We start from the raw sequence: 19,185 nt of genomic DNA, 5'->3' as shown, positions 1-19,185 counted from the left end.
TCCTAACCTAGCCGGACGCGTGGATCGACGAAGGCAATGAGCAGATCGGCGAGCAGATTGCCGATCAGCACGAAGATTGCCGAGAACATCAATAGGCCCATGACGACCGGGTAGTCGCTATAGCCGAGGCTGTCGAGGAAGAGACGCCCCATTCCCGGCCAGGTGAAGACCGTCTCGGCCACCAGCGCGCCGCCGAGGATCGTCGGCAGTTGCAGGCCGGCGAGCGTGATCATCGGCAACAGGGCATTGCCGACGACATGGCGCATCAGGACGCGCCGGGGCGAGAGACCCTTGGCCTTGGCGGTGCGCACGAAATCCTGGTTGATGACCTCGAGCGTGGCGGTGCGCATGTAGCGGCTCCAGACCGCGATGTTGACGAGCGCGAGCACCAGGCTCGGCATGATCAGATGGATCGCATAGTCACTGAACGAGCCGTTGCCGACCGTGTACATGTTGCCGGCCGGCAGCCACTTCAGCTTCAGTGAGAAAATGTAGATGGCGACGAGACCGAACCAGAAGGTCGGGATCGATAGCGCCACCATGGCGCCGATCGTGGCGCTATAGTCAAAGATCGAATAGCGCTTGGTGGCGCCCTTGATGCCGATCCAGGTGCCGACCGCGATGGCGATCACCATCGACGTGCCCATCAGCAGCAACGTCGCGAAGAGGTGGCCGAGAATGATCGACAGCACCGGCTGGTTGTCGCGATAGGAATGACCCCAATCGCCCATCAGCAGATGTCGCAGCCAGTCGAGATATTGGATCGGCAGCGGCCGGTCGAGGCCCATCTGCGCCGCGATCCGGTCGAGCGCTTCCTTGGTCATGCCCGGCGTCAGCGTATATTGCGACAACGGTCCACCAGGGGCGAGGGTGAGGACGGCAAAGCCGATCATCGATACGAGCAGCAGCAGTATCAGGCTCTGCCACAGGCGACTGAGGAGATAGCGCAGCATGGCATTCGTCTCCGATGGTTGCGAGGCGGGAAGCAGCCAGCCCTTCGACCCTTCACGGGTCGAAGGGCTGGAACGGGACGATCAGGCCTTGGCCCAATACCAGGTGCCGACGTTCCATGTGTCGATACGCACGTTGATATTGGGGGTGACGTTTTCGACCCCGACCTTGTGGCCGCGCACGGTCGCGTATTGGAAGAGCGGCAGGAAGGGCAGGTCGTGGCGCATGATCTCCTGGATCTTCTGGTAGACCTTCTTGCGCTCCTCCGGCACGAAGATCTGGCCGCCTTCCGCCAGAAGCTTGTCGACCTCGGGATTGGCATATTGCCAGGAGTTCTGCCCGGCTCCACCCTTGGCATTGATCGCCGTGGAGCGGAAATAATCCGAGGTGTCGGGATCGGAACCGGTCTGGAAGTTGATGCCGACGATGACGGAATCGAACTTCGACATCGTCCAATAGTCACCCCACATGACCGCCGGCGGCAGGTTGGAGATGGTGAGCTCCACGCCGATATCCTTGAAGGTCTGCTGCATGAACTGCTGCACCTGCTCGCGGATATGGTTGCCGGCAGTGGTGGAGTTGGTGAAGGAAAGCTTGACCCCGTCCTTCACGCGAATGCCGTCTGGTCCGGGCTTCCAGCCGGCGTCGTCGAGGATTTTCTTGGCCTTGTCGGGGCTGAACTCCTGCTTCGGCAGGTCCGGGTTGTAATAGAAGGATTGCTGCGGAATGTAGCTCTCGGTCGGTGTCGGCAGGCCGTAGTAGAGCGCGTCGATGATCGTCTGCTTGTCGATCGCGTAGTAGAGCGCCTCGCGTACCGCCGGGTCCTTGAACTGCGGCCGCTCCATGTTGAAGCCGACGGATTCGACCGTGGCGGCCGGCACGATGGCAACGGCCTTGCCATCCAGCCCCTTGGCCTCGTCATAGTGATCCGGAGTGATCCATTGCAGGCCGACGACGTCGATGTCGCCGGTCTTGAACTGCGTATAAAGCACCGTCAGGTCGGGAACATATTTGTAGACCAGGGTTTCGAGATAGGGGCCATCGCCGAAATAGTCGGTATTGGCCGCAAGCGTGATGTGATCGCCGGGGATACGCTCGACCCATTTGAACGGGCCGGTGCCGATGGGCGCATTGTTGAAGGGGGCGGTGTTCTTGTCCTTCTCCGCGCCGAGGATATGCTTTGGCACGATGAAGGTCATGGCGAGGATCGAGGGGTAGGGCGCAAACGGCTTCTCCATCCTCCAGGTGATTTCCGTCGGCGAGACGACAGTCAGGTCGCGCACCAGTTCATGGCCGGTCTTGCGCCAGCTGCGGAAATTTGGATCGACCATGAGTTCGAGGGTGAACTTGACGTCTTCGGCGGTGAACGGCGTGCCGTCATGCCACTTCACGCCGTCGCGCAGCTTGATCTTCCACTGAAGGCCGTCGGCCGAGATGCCGCCGTTTTCGACGGTCGGGACTTCCGTTGCAAGAGAAGGCGAGAACTTGCCCTCCGGGGTGACGACGAAGAGCGGATCGAAGACGCTGAAATGGATACCCTCATCGACTTCGATGTGGATCAGGTGCGGATTGAAGACGGTCGGCTCCTGCGAGAAGCCGATGACGAGCTGGCCCGTCGGTTTGGCGGGCGGCGCCGCGAAAGCTTCGCCGCGACCGAGGATATTGGGCATGATCAACCCGGAGGCGCCGAGTGCCATCATGGTCAATGCTTGGCGTCGGGTTGGTTTCAACAGCATATCGTGATCGTTACCGGACATGTTCGTTCCCCTTTTTGTTGGTAGGATTTCGGCTGTTCTTCTCTTTCGTCGTTGTGCTGCCTTCTTTGCTCGGGCAGGTCAGAAACCACTGATCAGTTCGATCTTCGAACCATCGTGGAAGCGGGAAAAGCGGAAGTTCTTGCGATCGACCACCGGCGGCTTGCCGGTGACGATGTCGGCCATGAGCCGGCCGGCTGCCGGACCGATGCCGAAGCCGTGGCCGGAAAAGCCGGTGGCGATATGGAAGCCCGGAATGCTGTCGATCGCATCGATCACCGGCACGGCGTCCGGCGTGACATCGATATAGCCGGCCCAGCGCTGCGCGATCTCGGCTTTTTCGAAAATCGGGAATGCCTTCTTGAGGTTGGCGAGTGCGGTGTTCGAAAGCTTGGTGGAGGGCTTCGGATCGAGAACGCGGCAATATTCGAAGGGGCTTGCCTCATCCATCGCCCAGCGATCGGGAATGCGCACTTCGTCGAAGAAGCGGCCGGAGAGGCGGAAATTCAGCGAGCGCCATTCCTTCTTCAGCGCCGGCAGGAACTTGCCGGCATAGCGGAAGGATTTCGGTACGATGTCGACGATGTTTTCGTGGCCGGAGGCGATGGTGTAGCCGCCATCCTGACGCTTGCGCAGGGCGAAGCCGCTGGCCCAGATCGCCTGTTCGGGGCCGCCTTCCAGCGGCTTGGTGCGCAGCACGGAATTCATCACCTTCAATTGCGGCAGATCGAGCCCGAACATGCCGGCAAACAGGCTGGACCAGGCGCCGCCGGCAAGCACAACAGCCTTGCAGGCGATCGGGCCTCGCTCGGTGATGACGCCCGAGATCCGGCCGCCGGCCGTCTCGATGCCGCGCACGGCGCATTCGGTCAGGACGGAAGCCCCTTTGTCGCGGGCGGCCTCGGCAATGGCGGGGGCGGCCCGCTGCGGCTCTGCACGGCCGTCGGCGGCGGTAAAGAGCGCGCCTTTGAGGTCCATCCGCGAACCGGGGAAAAGGTTCTTGAATTCGGCACCGCTGATCATGCGGCTGTCGAGCTGATAGCCTTCGAGATTGCGGTTCCAGCGCTCGTGGTCGGCATATTGCTTGTCGTCGGCGCAGGTGAAGATGATGCCGGCGCGCTTGTAGCCCGTGTCGCGGCCGGTACGCTTGTCGAGCGTGCTCCAGATGCGCAGGGCTTCCGCCATGAGAGGTACTTCGCGCGGGTCGCGTCTGGAAATGCGCACCCAGCCCCAGTTGCGGCTCGACTGCTCCTGGCCGATGCCGCCTTTCTCGCACAGCGCGACCCGCAGGCCACGCTCGGCCAGTTCCAGCGTGGTCGAGGTGCCGATGATGCCGCCGCCGATGACGACGACGTCGACTTCCTTGGGCAGTTCCGCATCCCCGTGAACGGGGACCACATAGGGGCCGGGCATGGTCAGAAAGACTCCTCTAGCTGGCAATTGATGGTGAATTCGGCGACGCTTGCCTCGTTCGGCAGGTCGATCAGCATGGCAATGATGCGGGCGAGGTCGCGCGGATCGGTCATTTCGCTATCAGGCTTGCTCGTAAGGCCGCGCGCCATGTCGGTCGCGACGAAGCCGGGGCAGATGGCGGTGGCGCGGATGCCAAGGTCAAAGCCGGTGTGGCGTATGGCATGGGCCAGCGCGACGGCCGCGAATTTGGAGACGGCATAAAGGCCGGACTTCGCGGATTTCACCCGTTTTCCCGAAAGCGAAGCGACGATGATGACCCGGCCGCGACCGCTTGAAGCAAGGGCGCTCCATGCGGATTTGGCAAGTCTTCGCGGTGCCTTGACGTTCACTTCGAGCAAATTGTCGAGGTCGGCATCATCGGCTTCGATCACGGTCTTCGCGATGCCAATGCCGGCATTGGCGACAACGGCGTCGATGCGGCCGAAGGTGCGGAGCGTCTCTCCGGTCCATGATACCGAAGCATCAGCGTCCATGGCGTCATAGGCAAAGACGGCGACGCGCGCGGGGTCGGCCCAGGCGGGCATAACCGGCTTGCGCATGCCGAGCGACAGCCGCCAGCCCCTGGTGGCGAGTTCCGCGGCGAGCGCGGCGCCGATCCCCCGGCTGGCGCCGGATATCATGACGACCCGTTCCTCACCCATGCTCATGCCCGCTCTCCCATGGTTGGCCGGCTCATGATTGTGCGACGATGCGCCGGTAGGTTCGGCGCAGGATGTCGATCAGCAGCCTGTGTTCTTCGTCGGTGATGTCGGAGAAGAACTCGCGTGATTGCTTGGTGACGATGGCGCGCACGCGTTTCGCCAGCTCGTGACCCTTTTCCGTGATGTAGAGTTCCTGCGCCCGGCTGTCGTCCGCCGACGTCTCGCGCGAGAGAATCCCATGCGCTTCCATTTGTTCGATCAGCCGGCCCGTCGCCGAACGGTCTTTCAGGATGAGCTGCGCGATGGTGGAGGGCCGGATTCCCGGATTGTCGTCGACCAGAAACAGGGTGGTGATCTTTCCCGTTCCACGGGCGACATCGAGTCCTTCCAGCTTCTCGTCCAGATCGCGCGAAACGGCGAGGTTGATGCTGCGGATATAGAAGCTCAGCGTATCCTCCAGGACGTCGATATCGATGTCCTTCACGGAAGTCGGCGGGGCCTTGGTCGGCGGCATGGTTCGGAACCTTCGAAAGGCAAGGAAACACCGTTCCTGCCACCCTCATGTGCGGCAGGTTCATGATCGTCGGCGGCGGATCGTCGCTGGAATTTTCATTCTCATGAAAGGACGGATAGTGGACAAATGCAACTATTTTTTCGCCCAACCAGATAAAAATTAATCAGCGCGGAAGGCTGCCTGTTTCTCAGGCATGCGCAGTCGCCGTGGCGTGCACGAACGGTGATAATTGAGCAAAAGCGGGCCGCATGGGCCGGCCTGTGACCTCGATTTGCCGAGGTGGTCTCAGCCGGCCGCCTCCCAGTCGCTACCGGGAATGGCGGCGAGCAGGCGCTGGGTATAGGCATGGGCCGGCGCGCGGAAGATCTGCGAAGGCGGGCCACACTCGACGATCTCGCCCTTGTACATGACGGCGACCTCGTCACAGATCTGGCTGGCGACGCGCAGGTCGTGGGTGATGAAGATCATCGCCACCTTGGTGTCCTGCTGGATTTCCGCAAGAAGCTTGAGGATCTGCGCCTGGATCGAGACATCGAGCGCGGACACCGCCTCGTCGGCAACCAGCAGCACGGGGTCGAACATCAAGGCCCTGGCAATGCCGACGCGCTGGCGCTGGCCGCCGGAGAATTCATGCGGAAAGCGGTCGAAAGCGCCCTCGTCGAGGCCGACGCGCTTGAGAAGGCGCAGTGCCTTGGCCTTGGCCTCATGCATCGGCAGACCATGCGCCATCGGTCCGACGGTGAGAATGCGGCCAATCGTATGGCGCGGGTTCAGCGAGGCGAACGGGTCCTGAAAGATCATCTGGATATAGGGACGCAGCGGCCGGAACTCCTCATCCGACAGCCCGGCGATATCGCGGCCGTCGAAGAGGATCCGGCCGCTGTCGGAACTCAGGAGCTTCAGCAGCACGCGGCCAAGGGAAGATTTGCCGGAGCCGGATTCACCGACCACGCCCAATGTGCGTCCCTTGCGGATCGAGAAGCTGACGCCGTTCACCGCCTGCACCGTTCGCGATTTCGACAGGAATCCGCCACCGGACCGATAGGTCTTGTTGAGCTTGTCGACCTCCAGCACCACGGGCGTTTCGGCAATGGCTTCGCGGTCGGCGGTCGTCATGCGGGGAACGGCCGCGATGAGGCGCTGCGTGTAGGGATGAACCGGCGTGTTCAGCACCTGCGCCGCCGCGCCCTGTTCGACGAGGTGACCCTTTTCCATGACGATCACCCGGTCGGCAATCTCGGCGACCACGCCAAAATCGTGGGTGATGAACATGACGCTCATCTTCTTGCGCGCCTGTATCTTGCGGATCAAGTCGAGGATCTGGGCCTGCGTCGTCACATCCAACGCCGTGGTCGGTTCGTCCGCGATCAGCACGTCCGGATCGAGCGCCAGCGCCATGGCGATCATCACGCGCTGCCGCTGTCCGCCAGATAGCCGGAAGGGGTACTGATGCTGGAGAAGATCAGGATCGGGCAGGCCGACTTCGCCGAGCAGCTCCTTCACCTTCTGCCGCCGGCTTTCCGGCGTGCCGATCTTATGGGCATCGAGAACCTCGGCGATTTGGTCGCCGATCGTCATCAGCGGATTGAGCGCCGAGAGCGGGTCCTGGAAAATGATCGAAACGGCGCGCCCCCTAAGGCTTCTGAGCGTCGCGTCGTCGGCGCTCACAAGATCGGTGCCCTTGAAGTGGATCGTGCCCGCCGTCACTTTGATGATGGAGGGCAGCAGGCCCATGATCGCATTGGCCGTCACCGATTTGCCCGAACCGGATTCGCCGATGATGCAAAGGATTTCGCCATGCATCAGGTCGAAGGAGATATCCTGCACCGCATGCGTGCGCTCCATGGCGATCGGCAGGCTGACGGTCAGGTTCCTGACCGAAAGAACGGGTTCGCCGATCTGCGAGGATTGAACGACATCGGTTTGCGTCATGAGTGCCTTCCTTTGGGTGAGACGTCCGCCTGTGATCCCGGCCGGCTGGCCGATGGATCGCGAGTGGTGACTAAGGAGCAAGAAGCATGCCGGTCTGCGCGGGCGTAGGATTAACCGATCAGTTCAATCTGGCAAGCGATCTACCCTCCGCATCGAAGAGATGGCCGTTGGCTGGATCGAATTGAAGGGAAATCGGCGTATGGAGCGGCGTCGTGTCGGCGCCTTCCGTCTGTACGACGAGGGATTGGCCGGACACGATGTCGACATGCAAGACCGTCAGGCCGCCGAGGCGCTCGGCAAGGATTGCCTCGCCCGCAAACTGGCCCTTCCGCCCGATGCGAATGTGCTCGGGCCGAATTCCGAGCGTCAGCTTCGACCCGGCTTTTGTCGCCCCGGCAGCGACTGGAATGGTAACGGCGCCGCCATTCGGCAGCGTGACGGTGACGCCGTCGGGGCTGCTGCTTTCGAAGGTGACCGGCAGCAGGTTCATCTTCGGCGAGCCGATGAAGCCGGCGACGAAGATGTTTGCCGGGTGGTTGTAAAGCTCGAGCGGCGAGCCGACCTGCTCGATGCGGCCGCTATTTAGCACCACGATCTTGTCGGCCATGGTCATGGCTTCGATTTGGTCGTGGGTGACATAAATCATGGTCGCCGCCAGTCGTTCGTGCAGGCGCATGAGCTCCAGCCGCATGTTGACGCGCAGCGCCGCGTCGAGATTGGACAAGGGTTCGTCGAACAGGAAGATCTTCGGATTGCGCACGATGGCGCGGCCGATCGCGACACGCTGGCGCTGGCCGCCCGACAGATCCTTCGGCCGGCGGTCAAGCAGATGCGCAAGCTCCAGGATCTGGGCGGCCTCCCTGACCTTGCGGTCGCGCTCGGACGGAGTGACGCCGGCGATGCGGAGCGCGAATCCCATGTTCTCGGCAACCGTCATATGCGGATAGAGGGCGTAGGACTGGAAGACCATGGCGAGGCCGCGCTGCGACGGATCGATGTCGTTGGAACGCGTGCCGTCGATTACCAGATCGCCGCCGGTGATCTTTTCCAGCCCGGCGATCATGCGCAGGAGCGTGGACTTGCCGCAGCCGGAAGGGCCGACGAAGACCACGAATTCGCGGTCGTCCACGTCGAGATCGATGCCCTTGATCACTTCGAGCGCGCCATAGGTCTTGCGGGCGTCGCGGAGCCTGAGATTAGCCATTGCTGGCCTCCTTTCTAGCCGCGGACGAAGCCGCGTCGGAATCAGCCGGATCTGTTAGGCCCGGCGTTTCGGAATGGGTCGCTGCATCACTCTCCAGAACGAGGCTTGCCGCGCCGATCAGGCCGGCATGGCGGCCGAGCAGGGCGGGAACGATCGGCACATCGCGATAGGCCGGCATGGCGCGGTCACGGATCGTCGCCGTGATAAGGTCGTGCAGAAGATCGAAGCCATGGGATATGCCGCCGCCCATCACCAGCAGGTCCGGGGAATAGAGATGCAGCAGGTTGGTGAAGCCGATCCCCAACCATCGCGCCTCCGCTTCCAGCAACTCCAACGCCTGTGCATCGCCCCTGCGCGCGGCATCGACCACGTTGCGGCCCGTCACGTCGGCCTCGGCCGAAAGCGCACGCAGCATCGATCCGTCGAATGGCTGCGTGTGTGCCGTGGCGCGGCGGCCAAGCGCGGTGCCGGAGGCGACGGCTTCGAAACAGCCGATGGCGCCGCAAAAGCACCGCTCGCCCTCGTTGGTGATCGTCATATGGCCGATTTCGGCGGCAAGACCCCGCCTGCCGTGCAAGATTCGGCCATCGGCGATGACGCCGCCGCCGATGCCGGTGGAGACGGTGACGAATACGATCGATCTGGCGCCGCGGCCGGCGCCATAACGCCATTCGCCGACCGCCGCCGCGTTCGCATCGTTTTCGAGCCGCACCGGCAGTTGGAAACGGTTGGAGAGAATGTCGGCCAGTGGAACCTCGTGCCATCCGGTCAGGGTCGGCGCCGCAATGACGACGCCGGCTTCCGGATCGAGGGGGCCGGGAGCGCCGATCCCGATGCCGACAGGGACAAGATCGGGCGTTTCGGCCGCCACCGCCGCCGCCAGCAGCTCGATCTGCCGGATCACGGCGTCCGGCCCTCCGGCCGCTTGCGTCGGCACGGCGGAAAACGACAGAAGGTTTCCGTCCTCGTCCACCAATGCGGCGCGAAGTTCCGTTCCACCAAGATCGAAGGCGAGGGCGACCTTTTTCACGGAATGCGGCGCTCCAGCCCATGCAGCCATTCGATCCGCTTGCCGAGATCCTTGTCGCCGAAGGCGAGCGACCCGAGAACGACGGTCTGCGCCCCGGCGGCCCTGAGCTCCGGCACCGTCTGCTCGCGAATGCCGCCATCGGCCGCCAGGATCACCCGATCCTCCCGGCCAGACTGTCTCAGGAGGGTACGTGCCTCGATCAGCCGGTCGCAGGCTTTTTCGGAAAGGCTCTGGCCTTTGACGCCGATCGAGGTGCCGAGCAGGGTGACGAAGGCGACATGATCGATGAAAGGCCTGATCGCCGAGACGGGCGTTTCCAGCCGCAACACGACGCCCGCCCCCGCGCCGAGCTCCTTTGCAAGCGCCACGGCCCGCAGGCCCGCTTCGCCGTTCTCGGCGTGAACGCTGATAAGATCGGCGCCGGCATCGATGAACTGGCGCGTCTGCTCCTCCACGATTTCGGCCTCGACCATCAGATGGACATGGATCGGTTTGGCGGTCGATTTGGCGATGCGGGCGACGAAATCGGGGAAGAACAGGAAGCCCGGTGTGAAGCGCGCGTCCGCGACATCGATATGATGCAGGTCGACATAGGGCTCGATGCGCTTGAGGTCTGCCTCCATGTTGGCGAGGTCGGCGGACCAGAGCGAGAACTCGCCGAGCAGCCGGTTGCGGGGGAGTGCTGCGATGGCCGCCGGGCCTGAAAGGGGTTTGGATGTCATGATAGGGCAAGGCTCCGGATTGTCTTGGATGCGAGGAAACGGGTGACGGCGTCCTGGACTTCGGCAAAATGCCGTTGTTTGTCGGCTGCCTTGGGGGTGACTTCGACAAAGCTCGCGCCGGGAATGGTGCCGGCGAGCATGTGCGCGCAGGCAAGAGGATGGATCGCGTCCTGCTCATTGCCGATGACAAGGGTCGGGATCGCAAGCGCGGCGGCCGCTGCCCGCGACACGCCCGGTCCATCAGCCGCGATATCGGCCAGCACGGATGCAAAGGCGGCGGCGTCGGGGCGGTCGAAATAGCCGAGCAGCGAGGCAAAATTATCGGGTGCGTTTGCCTCGATGCGCCGGCCGGTCTCGGAGGCGATGAAGCGCTCTTTTGCCTCCGGGGCGGGATGGGAGCGGATCAGCGCGGCGGCGGTGCGGATCGGCTCCAGATTGTCCGGGGAGGCGGCAAAGCTCCAGGCCGGGCGCACGAGAATGAGCCCGGCGACCCGTTCGGCATGATGATGCGCCAGATGCAGCGCCAGTGCGGCGCCCATGGAGATACCGCCCACAATGAGGCGATCGAAACCGCGCTCGCTTGCCGCCGCCAGCACATCCTCGGCAAACATGCTGAGCGAGAAGGGGCGCGTGCTGCCGAGCGAGGACGCGCCGTGCCCGCGGCACTCGACGGTGATGCGGCGGGCGCCCGCGCCGGCCGGAAAGGTTTGCGCGACCTGTGTCTCGTCGCCCCCCAAACCATGCTGGAAGACAACCGGAAGCCCTTGTCCGCCGTCGAAGATGGCAAGGCTGGCGTCGCCGCGCATGAAAGCCGTCACCGTTCCCATCAGAGCAGCCCCTTGAGGAAGGCGGCAACGTCAGGCGCTTCCGCTACCGAAAGGCCATGGGTGACGAGCGGTCCGTCGAAGCCTGTCGATGTCAGCCGGGCGATGAAATCGCGGAAGTCGACAACGCCGGTTCCGGCGGTCGCGAAGCGCCCATCGGCATGACGATCCTTGGCATGGGCCATGGCGATATGCCCGGCGGCGGTGTCCACGGCTTGCGCGACGATGATGCGCGCTTCCGCCGGCGTTGCGCTTTCGAAGAGATTGGCGGGATCGAGGACGATGCGCAGCCTCTTCGATCCCATCTCTTCGATCAGCCGCCTGGCATCGGCAGCCGAGGTGACGATATTGGCCTGTTCCGGCTCGATGCCGAGATTGACGCCATGCTCTTCCGCCAGCGCCAGCGCCTTCGACATCTCTTCCGCCATGTCGGCCCATGCGGAAGGGTCGGCATTGTCGGGATGATGCGCCCATTGATCGCTGGCATGGCGGGTGCCGGTGCAAAGCGTCACGAGCGGAATAGCGAGCTCCGCGGCGGTCCTGATGACAACGGCGAGCTGGCGGAAGCCCGTTTGCCGCACCGATATGTCGGGATGAGCCATGTTGTAGGTGCCGGACAGGGCGACGAGAGAGATGCCCGTTGCCTTCGACGCAGCGCGGGTCGCCGCCACGGTGGCATCCGGCACGGCATCCGGCATGGAAGGCAGTCCGCAGCAGGCGAGATTGAACTGGGTGGCGGCATAGCCGCTGTCGCGAACGGCGCCGAGCACGCCGAGCGGATCGGTTCCGGCAAAGGTCTTGGCGAAGATCCCGACCTGCATCAGACGGCCCCCGTCACCGATGCCAGTTCGACGCGCTCGCCCGTCTCGACGGAGCGAGCGATCGCCACCATGGCCCGGATGGAGGCGATGCCGTCCTCGACATCGGCGCCGCGCTGCGGCACCCCTTTCAGGGCCGTATCGGCGAGGCCTTCGAGCTGGCGGCGGAAGAAGTGTCCGTCGGCGCCGAGCGGCTTGCGGCTCGTCGCATCCTTCTCGTGGAAGATTTCGACTTCGCTGGAGCGGAAATACCAGGGGTTGAAGGTCTTGGCGAGAACGGAGCCGTTTTCGCCATAGAGCTGGAAGCCTTCGTGCCAATCCATGCGCACGGCGACCGTCAGGTCGAGATGGCCGAGCGCGCCGTTGGCGAATTCGGTCTCGACGAACCAGCAATAGGCGCCGGCGCGTTCCAGCAGGCGGGCGCGGACGGCGACGATCTCGCCGCAGAAGAAGCGGGCGGTATCGACCAGGTGCGACCCATGCGCCAGCATGAAATATTGCCGGAGATCGGCCTTGGGATTGCCGGCCGGCTTGCGGGCAAGCTTGCTGGTGATCGGCAGCGGCTGCACGGCATCGGTGTTGGTGTAGCGGTGGGTGGAATCGCAATACCAGGCCTTCAGCGCGAAGATCTGGCCGATATCGTCGCGCACGAAATCGCGGGCGGCTTCCAACGCCGGATCGAAGCGCTTCATGTGCCCGACCTGCAGGATCTTGCCCGAGCGCTTCACGGCATGCGCAAGCTGCTGGCCTTCCTCGACGGACACGCCGATCGGCTTTTCGCAGAGCACATGCTTGCCGGCTTCAAGCGCCTTGATCGACATCGGCACATGATAGGCATCGGAGGTGGCGACGATCACCGCCTCCAGCTCGGGGTCCGCCAGCATGGCGTCGTAATCTTCGAAGGTCTTTTGCGGTTCGTATGTCGCGCCCATCCTCGCCAACAGGTCGGGAGCCGCGTCGCAGATGGCGTAGAGATCGGCATTCCTGGCTTTGACGCAGGATTCCAGATGCGCGAACTGGGCGATCGGTCCGCAGCCGAGAACGCCCACGCGAAGACGGCGATTTTCCTTCTCGATCATCTCTTCTTCCTCAAGCTCCGTAGCCGCGCATGGTTTCGCGATTGACCTTCACTGCCGCGGCGGGATCGGCTCCGGCCGTCTCCGATTCCTCCTCGAGCACCAGCCAGCCGTTGAAGAGCGGCGCGCTCGCGACGAGCTCGATCACCGCCGGCGTATCGAGGACACCCTTGCCGAGCATCGCCCAGCGATCATTGGCATCGACGTCCTTGAGGTGCAGGTAGCGGATGCGGTCCCGATAGGTGCGCATGGTGTCGAGCATGTCCTCGTGTCCGCGCAATATATGGCCGGTATCGGGCACCCAGCCGACCAGCTCCGGATCGAGCAGCGCGAAGATACGGTCGTAGTCGGCGCGGTTGAAGAGGAGCGTATTGTGGTGTGAACTCGGATGGACGGCGACATCGACGCCGGACGCCTTGCCGAGCGCGCCGGCACGATTGTAGAACTCGGCGGCGATGGCAAACTTGTCGTCGCGCGGCCCTTCGGAGACGACGGTCGCCGAGCCGATCGAGACGAGCGCGCCGGGAAACTGCGCGGCATAGTCGATCCAGCGCTGCGCGGCGGTCAGATCGTCCTTCATGGCGTCGGCAACGGTGAAGCCGCTTTTGGAGCCAAAGGCGAAGGAGACGAGCTGCAAGCCGCTATCCTTCAGTGCTTTTGCGAACTCGCCGGGCTGGTCGGCATAGCGGCCGATCATCGTGTCGGTGATCTCGATGCCGGAATAGCCGCCGGCGGCAATGGCCGAGATGAGGTCGTCGGGCGTTCCGGTCCAGGCCTTGCCGAGCATCTCCCATGTAAATGTCTGGCAGCCGACCTTTATGGCTTTGGTCATTGTTGTCATTCCTTGATTCCGCCCTGTGTCAGGCCTTCGATGATGTGGCGTTGGAAGAAGAGGACCAAAACAATCAGCGGCACGGTGACGACAGCCGAGGCGGCGGCGATGTCTCCCCAGGGCACGTAGTATTGATTGGTGAAATTGGCGATGCCCACCGGAATGGTCTGGCTGCTGCTGTCCGACGTGAAGGCCAGCGCGAACAGGAATTCGTTCCAGGCGGTGATGAAGGCGAGCAGGCCCGTGGTCACCAGGCTCGGCAGCGACATCGGCAGGATGATGTGCCAGAGCAGGCCGACGACGCCGACGCCGTCCATGCGCGCGGCTTCGTCGATCTCGCGCGGCAGCGTCTCGAAATAGCCGAACAGCACCCAGGTCACGAGCGGCAGCCCAAGCGCCAGATAGGTGATGACGAGGGCGGTGTAGGTATCCAGAAGGCCGAGGTCTGAGGCGATGAGATAGAGCGGCCCGACGAGGGCGATCTGCGGGAACATCGAGACCGACAGGATCACCGTCAATATGCCGAAACGGCCCTTCACATCGAGGCGCGACAGCGCGAAGGCGGCCAGCGAGCCGACGATCAGGCAGAGTGCCGTCGTCGCCAGCGATACGACCAGCGAATTCCAGACATAGTGGTGCAGACCCTTTTCCACGAAGGCATTGTAATAGTGCTCCAGCGTAAAGGGGTTGGGGATGAGAGACGGCGTCCCCTCCGTCAGCGCCTTGTCAAGCTGGAACGACGTCGAGAACTGCCAGAGGAACGGGCCGGCCGACCAGACGAGAATGAGGAGGGCGCCAAGATAGATCATGACGCTTTGTAGCGTGGAGCGGCTGTCGTTCATGTCGTCTTCCTGATCTGGCGGATGAGGAAGAGGCAGAACACCACGGCGATCAGCCCCTCGGTGATGAACATGGCGGTCGAGACCGCCGAGCCGTAGCCGAACTGCAAGGTCGAGAAGAGAACCTTGTAGGACAGCGTCGACAGTGTTTCCGTGGAATCGGCCGGGCCGCCGCCGGTCAGAACATAGACCAGATCGAAGACGCGAAATGCATCCAGCGCTCGGAAAAGACCGGCGATCAGTAGGGTCGGCAGCAGCAGCGGCAGGCGGATATTCCAGAAGATCGTCCAGGCCCTGGCGCCGTCCATGCGCGCCGCCTCGATCAGCGATTTCGGAACGGTCTGAAGCCCGGTCAGCAACAGCAGCGCCATGAAGGGGGTCGTCTTCCAGACATCGGCGAGAATGATCGTCGTCAGCGCCGTATCGGGCGAGCCGTACCAGTTGACGTTCTGATCGATCAGCCCGAGGTGAAGCAGGATGAAATTGATGATGCCATGCTGCCCGTCGAACAGCCATCCGAACATTTTCGAGGTGACGACCGTCGGCATCGCCCAGGGAACCAGCATCGCCGCGCGGATGATGCCACGACCCACGAAGGTCTCGCAGAGGATCAGCGCCATGGCGAGGCCGATCAGGGTCTCCAGTCCCGTCGAGGCGACGGTGAACCAGATCGTATGCCACCAGGCGTTCCAGAACGGTGGATCGGCCAGTAGCTGCAGGTAATTGGCAAAGCCGACGAAATCATTGTCCTGCGTGATCAGCGACCTGTTGGTGAAGGACAGGTAGACGCCGTTGACGATCGGATAGAAGGAAACGGAGGCAAGAGACATGAAGGCCGGCAGCAACAGCAGCCAGGGCCAGAGGGCGCTTGGCAGCGCCCTCCCGGTTTTCGGAGTTCGGTCGGATATGGCGACCGTGCCTGCGGCCGCCATGTCAGGCAACGATCTTGTTGATCTGTTCGGCGGCGGCCTTGAGCTCGGCTTCCACATTGCCGCTGACCAGCGCTTTGGAAATGCTCGACTGCAGCGCCAGCGTCACCTTGGCATATTGCGGCGTGATCGGCCGCGGCGTGGCGCCGGTAAAGACGTTTTGCAGGCTGGCCATGAAGGGCTGCTCGGCCTTCAGCTTCGCATCCTGGAAGATCGCCGGACGCGACGGCGCGAGGCCGAAGTTCAGGGCGAGACGCGTCTGTGTTTCCGGAGATGACATCCACGTCAGGAACTCGATCGCCGCTTCCCGCTTCTTCGAGTTGGCGTTGACCCCAAGCTGGTAGCCGCCGAGACAGGCGGCACTTTTCCCGCCCGCGAAATGCGGCAGCGGCGCGACGGCCACCTTGTCGACGACATGCGAGGCCTTCGGGTCCTGCGCGATCGGATAGACATAGGACCAGTTGCGCATGAACATGGCGTCGCCCGCCGTAAAGGGCTGGCGCGATGGTTCTTCATCCCAGGACAGGACATTCTGCGGGCTGATCTTGGTCTTGCTGATCGTGTCGTGCAGAAACTGGATCGCCTCGACGGCGGCTTTCTCGCCGATGGTGGACGACTTGCCGTCGGCGGCCAGGATGGAACCGCCATTCGACGCGATGACTTCCACCGCATCGCAGATCAGGACCTCGGCCTGCTTGCCTTGCCAGAGATAGCCGAACTTGATGTCACCGGCCTTCTGCGCGGCGGCGGCGATCGTCGCCATGTCGTCCCATGTTTCGGGAACCTTGGCGCCATGCTTCTCGAGTATATCCTTGCGGTAGTAGAACATGCCGGAATCGACGAACCACGGAAGCGCGGTGAGCTTGCCGCCATAGGTGCAGGCCGCGACGGTGCCGGGGAAATAGTCGGCGCGCTTTTCCTTCGGGAAATATTCGTCCAGCGGCAGTGCCCAGCCGGCGGCGGCGAAGCCGGCGATCCAGACGACATCCTGGCTGAAGACGTCAGGCGTTCCGTTGCGCCGCGCCAGCTGCTGGATGAGGCCCTGATAGACCTCGGTCGACGAACTCGGTGGCGGCAGCTCGATGAATTTGACGAGAATCCGGTCCTGCGATTCATTGAAGGCCTTGACGAGATCGCCGAGGCCTTCCTTGCCGAAGAAGCTCGCGCTGGCAAAGCTGATCTCCGTGCGATCGGCGGCGCGCGCCGTGCGCACGCCAAGGCCCGAAGCGGCAGCAAGCGTCGCCGCGCCTGCCGCGCCCAGCAGAAACTGCCGGCGCTCGAGCATCATGGAATTTTCGGCAAGATTCGAGGCGGCCGGCGCCTTCTTGAAATCACTCATGTTTCCCTCCCAGGAAGACTGGCGACCTCCAAACCTCCGCGCCAGTATTATCGTATGTTTCCTAAAAAATTGTCGCGCGTCAAGAAATAAGATGCTTTAAATCAGGTCGGGAGGCGTCCGGCGAATCTGCCGTCCACGACGCATGCCTTGTCGAATGTAGGGAGGATTGGGAGATATGACTGAGAAAACAAAGGCGAAGCTCGGGATCGGCGTCATCGGATGCGGCAATATCTCGATGACCTATTTGCGCAACGCCGCGCTGTTTGCCGGGGTCGAGCTGCGGGCCTGCGCCGATATTTCAGCCGATGCGGCGGCTTTGCGGGCTCGCGAATACGGCATTCGTGCGTTGGGCGTCGATCAATTGCTGGCTGATTCTGAGGTCGACCTCGTGCTCAATCTCACCATTCCCGTCGTGCACTTCGATGTCACCATGTCAGCGCTTTCGGCCGGCAAGCATGTCTTTACCGAAAAGCCACTGGCGACCTCTGCGGCGGATGGCCGGGTCTTGGTTGCGGAAGCTAAGCGTCGTGGCCTGCTGCTTGGCTCGGCGCCGGATACCTTTCTGGGGGCCGCCGGCCGCCGGGCGCGCCGCCTGATGGAGGAGGGCGCCATCGGCCGGCCCGTCAGCGGTACGGCCTTCATGATGGGACGCGGCATGGAGCACTGGCATCCGAATCCGCAATTCTACTACCAGCCGGGCGGCGGCCCGGTCTTCGATATGGGTCCCTACTATCTGACCATGATGGTGAACCTGCTTGGTCCGGTCGTGCGCGTCATGGCCATGGCGACCAAGGGCCAGGAGGAGCGCCTCATCACGGCGGACGGCCCGTTCAAGAATACGAGCTTCAAAGTCGGTACGCCGACCAATATCCTGTCGCTCCTGGAGTTCGAATGCGGCGCGACCGTCAATTTCGGCGCCTCCTGGGATGTCTTCCGCCATTCCAATCATCCGATCGAACTGCACGGCACGGAGGGTTCCCTACGGCTGCCCGATCCCGATACGTTTGGCGGTACGGTTTCTCTGTCGGAGGGCGGCGCGGACTGGCATGATTTCGACAGCGACGGCGAACTCTACGGCAAGAGGAACTGGCCGTTCGCCGCGCCCGACCGGGCGAATTACCGCATGCTCGGCGTCGCCGATCTTGCGCGCGCGCTTCAGGAGAACAGGAAGCCGCGCGCGTCGGGGGAGCTGGCCCTGCACGTCCTCGAAATCATGGAGGCCATTCTTGCGTCCGGCGAAAGCGGCCGGTCCGTCAGCATCGGTGGCGACCTCGTGCGGCCGCCGCTTCTCGGCGAGGACGAGGCGCGCAGTTTCTTGGCCTGATCGGGCATGGGAGGGGGATATGACGGAACGGCTCGACGATAGCGCGCGGCGCCTTCTCGACTTGAGCAATCAATCGCATGCCCGGCCGATCGAGACCGGCACGCCGCTGGAGGCCCGCATCGACTACAATACGGGCTTCCCGACCGTTCAGGACGTCCGGGAGGCGGTTGCTTCCGTGGTGGATTTTGAGATCAACGGTCCGAACGGCCCCATCCCGCTGCGCGTCTATCGTGGGGCCTGCGTACCGGCGAAGGGAGGGCCTGGCCTGCTCTATCTCCACGGCGGCGGCTGGGTGATCGGCAATCTCGACTCGCACGACGAGATCTGCCGGTGGTTCGCCAATTTGGCGCAATGCACCGTCGTCTGCCCGGATTATCGTCTGGCGCCGGAACACAAGTTTCCCGCCGGGCTGACGGACTGCGCGGCAACGCTCACCTTCATGGTGCAGTCGTCCGACGATCTCGGCATCGATCCCGGACGGATCGCCGTTGCCGGCGACAGCGCCGGCGGCAATCTTGCCGCCGTGCTGGCGCTGATGTCGCGTTCCGGCGAGGTGCCCCGGCTCGCCGCGCAGCTCTTGATCTATCCGAATACGGATGCGGCACAGACGGCCGACAGCTACCGCCGCTATGGGGAGGGCTTCGGCCTGACCGCGTCGGCGATGCGGTGGTTTCGCGATCACTATATCCGTAATGAGGCCGATATCGCCGATTGGCGGGTTTCGCCCTTGCACGCCGAACGTCTTGCGGGAGTGGCGCCGGCTTTCGTGATCCTCGCCGGATACGACATCCTCGCGGATGAAGGATTGGCCTATGCGCGACGGCTCGAGCAGGAGGGTGTGCGTACCGTGTTGCGCTCATGGCCAGGGCAGATTCACGGCTTCGTCTCGATGGGAAAATACATCCCCGTGGCAAGGCAGGCCGTGGAAGAGGCGGTTGCGGCATGGCAGAGCTTTGAGGCGGGAAGCGAATGAGGCGTGCGGC

At 63.2% G+C, this 19,185-nt stretch carries 18 protein-coding genes; 2 read left to right on the top strand and 16 right to left on the bottom strand.

All coding sequences use genetic code 11. The features are described from left to right. Window positions 1–2: 2 nt before the first annotated feature. The 16 genes from FHX11_RS12735 to FHX11_RS12660 form a co-directional block, all read right to left on the bottom strand. Window positions 3–953: an ABC transporter permease gene (locus tag FHX11_RS12735; protein ID WP_184357989.1), complete on the bottom strand. Its 951-nt coding sequence runs from the start codon at window positions 951–953 to the stop codon at window positions 3–5. 81 nt (window positions 954–1,034) lie between these two features. Next, window positions 1,035–2,708: a peptide ABC transporter substrate-binding protein gene (locus FHX11_RS12730; RefSeq protein WP_184357988.1), complete on the bottom strand. Its 1,674-nt coding sequence runs from the start codon at window positions 2,706–2,708 to the stop codon at window positions 1,035–1,037. Window positions 2,709–2,786: 78 nt separating this feature from the next. Continuing rightward, window positions 2,787–4,118 carry an FAD-binding oxidoreductase gene (locus tag FHX11_RS12725; protein ID WP_184357987.1) on the bottom strand — a complete coding sequence of 444 codons (1,332 nt, stop codon included), beginning with the start codon at window positions 4,116–4,118 and terminating at the stop codon, window positions 2,787–2,789. 2 nt (window positions 4,119–4,120) lie between these two features. Continuing rightward, a complete protein-coding gene (locus FHX11_RS12720) occupies window positions 4,121–4,819 on the bottom strand; it encodes an SDR family NAD(P)-dependent oxidoreductase (RefSeq protein WP_184358206.1) in 699 nt (232 codons plus the stop codon). Between the two features lie 31 nt (window positions 4,820–4,850). After that, window positions 4,851–5,333: a MarR family transcriptional regulator gene (locus FHX11_RS12715; protein ID WP_184357986.1), complete on the bottom strand. Its 483-nt coding sequence runs from the start codon at window positions 5,331–5,333 to the stop codon at window positions 4,851–4,853. A gap of 285 nt (window positions 5,334–5,618) precedes the next feature. After that, window positions 5,619–7,265, bottom strand: coding sequence for an ABC transporter ATP-binding protein (locus FHX11_RS12710; RefSeq protein ID WP_184357985.1), 1,647 nt, complete (start codon window positions 7,263–7,265; stop codon window positions 5,619–5,621). 118 nt (window positions 7,266–7,383) lie between these two features. Beyond that, on the bottom strand, window positions 7,384–8,469 hold the full coding sequence (gene ugpC, locus FHX11_RS12705) for a sn-glycerol-3-phosphate ABC transporter ATP-binding protein UgpC (RefSeq protein ID WP_184357984.1): 1,086 nt from the start codon (window positions 8,467–8,469) through the stop codon (window positions 7,384–7,386). Further along, complete coding sequence (locus tag FHX11_RS12700) at window positions 8,462–9,499, bottom strand: ROK family protein (protein ID WP_184357983.1); 1,038 nt, start codon at window positions 9,497–9,499, stop codon at window positions 8,462–8,464. The genes ugpC and FHX11_RS12700 overlap by 8 nt, the downstream gene beginning before the upstream one ends. Beyond that, the gene (locus FHX11_RS12695; protein ID WP_184357982.1) at window positions 9,496–10,221 is read right to left on the bottom strand and encodes a ribulose-phosphate 3-epimerase; all 726 of its coding nucleotides are present in this window, start codon (window positions 10,219–10,221) and stop codon (window positions 9,496–9,498) included. Before FHX11_RS12695 ends, FHX11_RS12700 begins: the two co-directional genes overlap by 4 nt. Next, window positions 10,218–11,048: an alpha/beta hydrolase gene (locus tag FHX11_RS12690; protein WP_184357981.1), complete on the bottom strand. Its 831-nt coding sequence runs from the start codon at window positions 11,046–11,048 to the stop codon at window positions 10,218–10,220. Before FHX11_RS12690 ends, FHX11_RS12695 begins: the two co-directional genes overlap by 4 nt. Further along, window positions 11,048–11,866, bottom strand: a complete 819-nt coding sequence (locus tag FHX11_RS12685; RefSeq protein ID WP_184357980.1) for a sugar phosphate isomerase/epimerase — start codon at window positions 11,864–11,866, stop codon at window positions 11,048–11,050. Before FHX11_RS12685 ends, FHX11_RS12690 begins: the two co-directional genes overlap by 1 nt. Then, the gene (locus FHX11_RS12680) at window positions 11,866–12,942 is read right to left on the bottom strand and encodes a Gfo/Idh/MocA family oxidoreductase (RefSeq protein ID WP_184357979.1); all 1,077 of its coding nucleotides are present in this window, start codon (window positions 12,940–12,942) and stop codon (window positions 11,866–11,868) included. The genes FHX11_RS12685 and FHX11_RS12680 overlap by 1 nt, the downstream gene beginning before the upstream one ends. Window positions 12,943–12,952: 10 nt before the next feature. Continuing rightward, complete coding sequence (locus FHX11_RS12675; protein WP_184357978.1) at window positions 12,953–13,771, bottom strand: sugar phosphate isomerase/epimerase; 819 nt, start codon at window positions 13,769–13,771, stop codon at window positions 12,953–12,955. A 5-nt stretch (window positions 13,772–13,776) separates the two neighbouring features. Then, a complete protein-coding gene (locus tag FHX11_RS12670; protein WP_184357977.1) occupies window positions 13,777–14,613 on the bottom strand; it encodes a carbohydrate ABC transporter permease in 837 nt (278 codons plus the stop codon). Continuing rightward, the gene (locus FHX11_RS12665) at window positions 14,610–15,542 is read right to left on the bottom strand and encodes a sugar ABC transporter permease (RefSeq protein WP_184357976.1); all 933 of its coding nucleotides are present in this window, start codon (window positions 15,540–15,542) and stop codon (window positions 14,610–14,612) included. The genes FHX11_RS12670 and FHX11_RS12665 overlap by 4 nt, the downstream gene beginning before the upstream one ends. A 1-nt stretch (window position 15,543) precedes the next feature. Next, complete coding sequence (locus tag FHX11_RS12660; protein WP_184357975.1) at window positions 15,544–16,878, bottom strand: ABC transporter substrate-binding protein; 1,335 nt, start codon at window positions 16,876–16,878, stop codon at window positions 15,544–15,546. A 175-nt stretch (window positions 16,879–17,053) separates the two neighbouring features. On the opposite strand from FHX11_RS12660, the gene FHX11_RS12655 reads away from it, so the two are divergent. Further along, window positions 17,054–18,202 carry a Gfo/Idh/MocA family oxidoreductase gene (locus FHX11_RS12655; protein ID WP_184357974.1) on the top strand — a complete coding sequence of 383 codons (1,149 nt, stop codon included), beginning with the start codon at window positions 17,054–17,056 and terminating at the stop codon, window positions 18,200–18,202. Window positions 18,203–18,221: 19 nt separating this feature from the next. Next, entirely contained in the window at window positions 18,222–19,175 is a 954-nt protein-coding gene (locus FHX11_RS12650) for an alpha/beta hydrolase (protein WP_184357973.1), read from the top strand. The last annotated feature ends 10 nt before the right edge of the window (window positions 19,176–19,185 follow it).

Origin of the sequence: Rhizobium sp. BK602 (assembly GCF_014195095.1) — a bacterium.
In the GTDB taxonomy this organism is placed as follows: Bacteria; Pseudomonadota; Alphaproteobacteria; order Rhizobiales; family Rhizobiaceae; genus Rhizobium.
The sequence above is the reverse complement of the archived record's forward strand: the minus strand, read 5'-3'. Positions and strand labels throughout refer to the sequence as shown.

What these genes read in the sequence shown, in the direction of transcription:
- FHX11_RS12665 (WP_184357976.1), bottom strand. Translation starts at nt 15,542, where the DNA reads ATGGCGGCCGCAGGCACGGTCGCCATATCCGACCGAACTCCGAAAACC.
- FHX11_RS12690 (WP_184357981.1), bottom strand. Translation starts at nt 11,048, where the DNA reads ATGGGAACGGTGACGGCTTTCATGCGCGGCGACGCCAGCCTTGCCATC.
- FHX11_RS12730 (WP_184357988.1), bottom strand. Translation starts at nt 2,708, where the DNA reads ATGTCCGGTAACGATCACGATATGCTGTTGAAACCAACCCGACGCCAA.
- FHX11_RS12650 (WP_184357973.1), top strand. Translation starts at nt 18,222, where the DNA reads ATGACGGAACGGCTCGACGATAGCGCGCGGCGCCTTCTCGACTTGAGC.
- FHX11_RS12735 (WP_184357989.1), bottom strand. Translation starts at nt 953, where the DNA reads ATGCTGCGCTATCTCCTCAGTCGCCTGTGGCAGAGCCTGATACTGCTG.
- FHX11_RS12720 (WP_184358206.1), bottom strand. Translation starts at nt 4,819, where the DNA reads ATGGGTGAGGAACGGGTCGTCATGATATCCGGCGCCAGCCGGGGGATC.
- FHX11_RS12695 (WP_184357982.1), bottom strand. Translation starts at nt 10,221, where the DNA reads ATGACATCCAAACCCCTTTCAGGCCCGGCGGCCATCGCAGCACTCCCC.
- FHX11_RS12715 (WP_184357986.1), bottom strand. Translation starts at nt 5,333, where the DNA reads ATGCCGCCGACCAAGGCCCCGCCGACTTCCGTGAAGGACATCGATATC.
- FHX11_RS12680 (WP_184357979.1), bottom strand. Translation starts at nt 12,942, where the DNA reads ATGATCGAGAAGGAAAATCGCCGTCTTCGCGTGGGCGTTCTCGGCTGC.
- FHX11_RS12655 (WP_184357974.1), top strand. Translation starts at nt 17,054, where the DNA reads ATGACTGAGAAAACAAAGGCGAAGCTCGGGATCGGCGTCATCGGATGC.
- FHX11_RS12710 (WP_184357985.1), bottom strand. Translation starts at nt 7,265, where the DNA reads ATGACGCAAACCGATGTCGTTCAATCCTCGCAGATCGGCGAACCCGTT.
- FHX11_RS12725 (WP_184357987.1), bottom strand. Translation starts at nt 4,118, where the DNA reads ATGCCCGGCCCCTATGTGGTCCCCGTTCACGGGGATGCGGAACTGCCC.
- FHX11_RS12670 (WP_184357977.1), bottom strand. Translation starts at nt 14,613, where the DNA reads ATGAACGACAGCCGCTCCACGCTACAAAGCGTCATGATCTATCTTGGC.
- FHX11_RS12675 (WP_184357978.1), bottom strand. Translation starts at nt 13,771, where the DNA reads ATGACCAAAGCCATAAAGGTCGGCTGCCAGACATTTACATGGGAGATG.
- ugpC (WP_184357984.1), bottom strand. Translation starts at nt 8,469, where the DNA reads ATGGCTAATCTCAGGCTCCGCGACGCCCGCAAGACCTATGGCGCGCTC.
- FHX11_RS12685 (WP_184357980.1), bottom strand. Translation starts at nt 11,866, where the DNA reads ATGCAGGTCGGGATCTTCGCCAAGACCTTTGCCGGAACCGATCCGCTC.
- FHX11_RS12660 (WP_184357975.1), bottom strand. Translation starts at nt 16,878, where the DNA reads ATGAGTGATTTCAAGAAGGCGCCGGCCGCCTCGAATCTTGCCGAAAAT.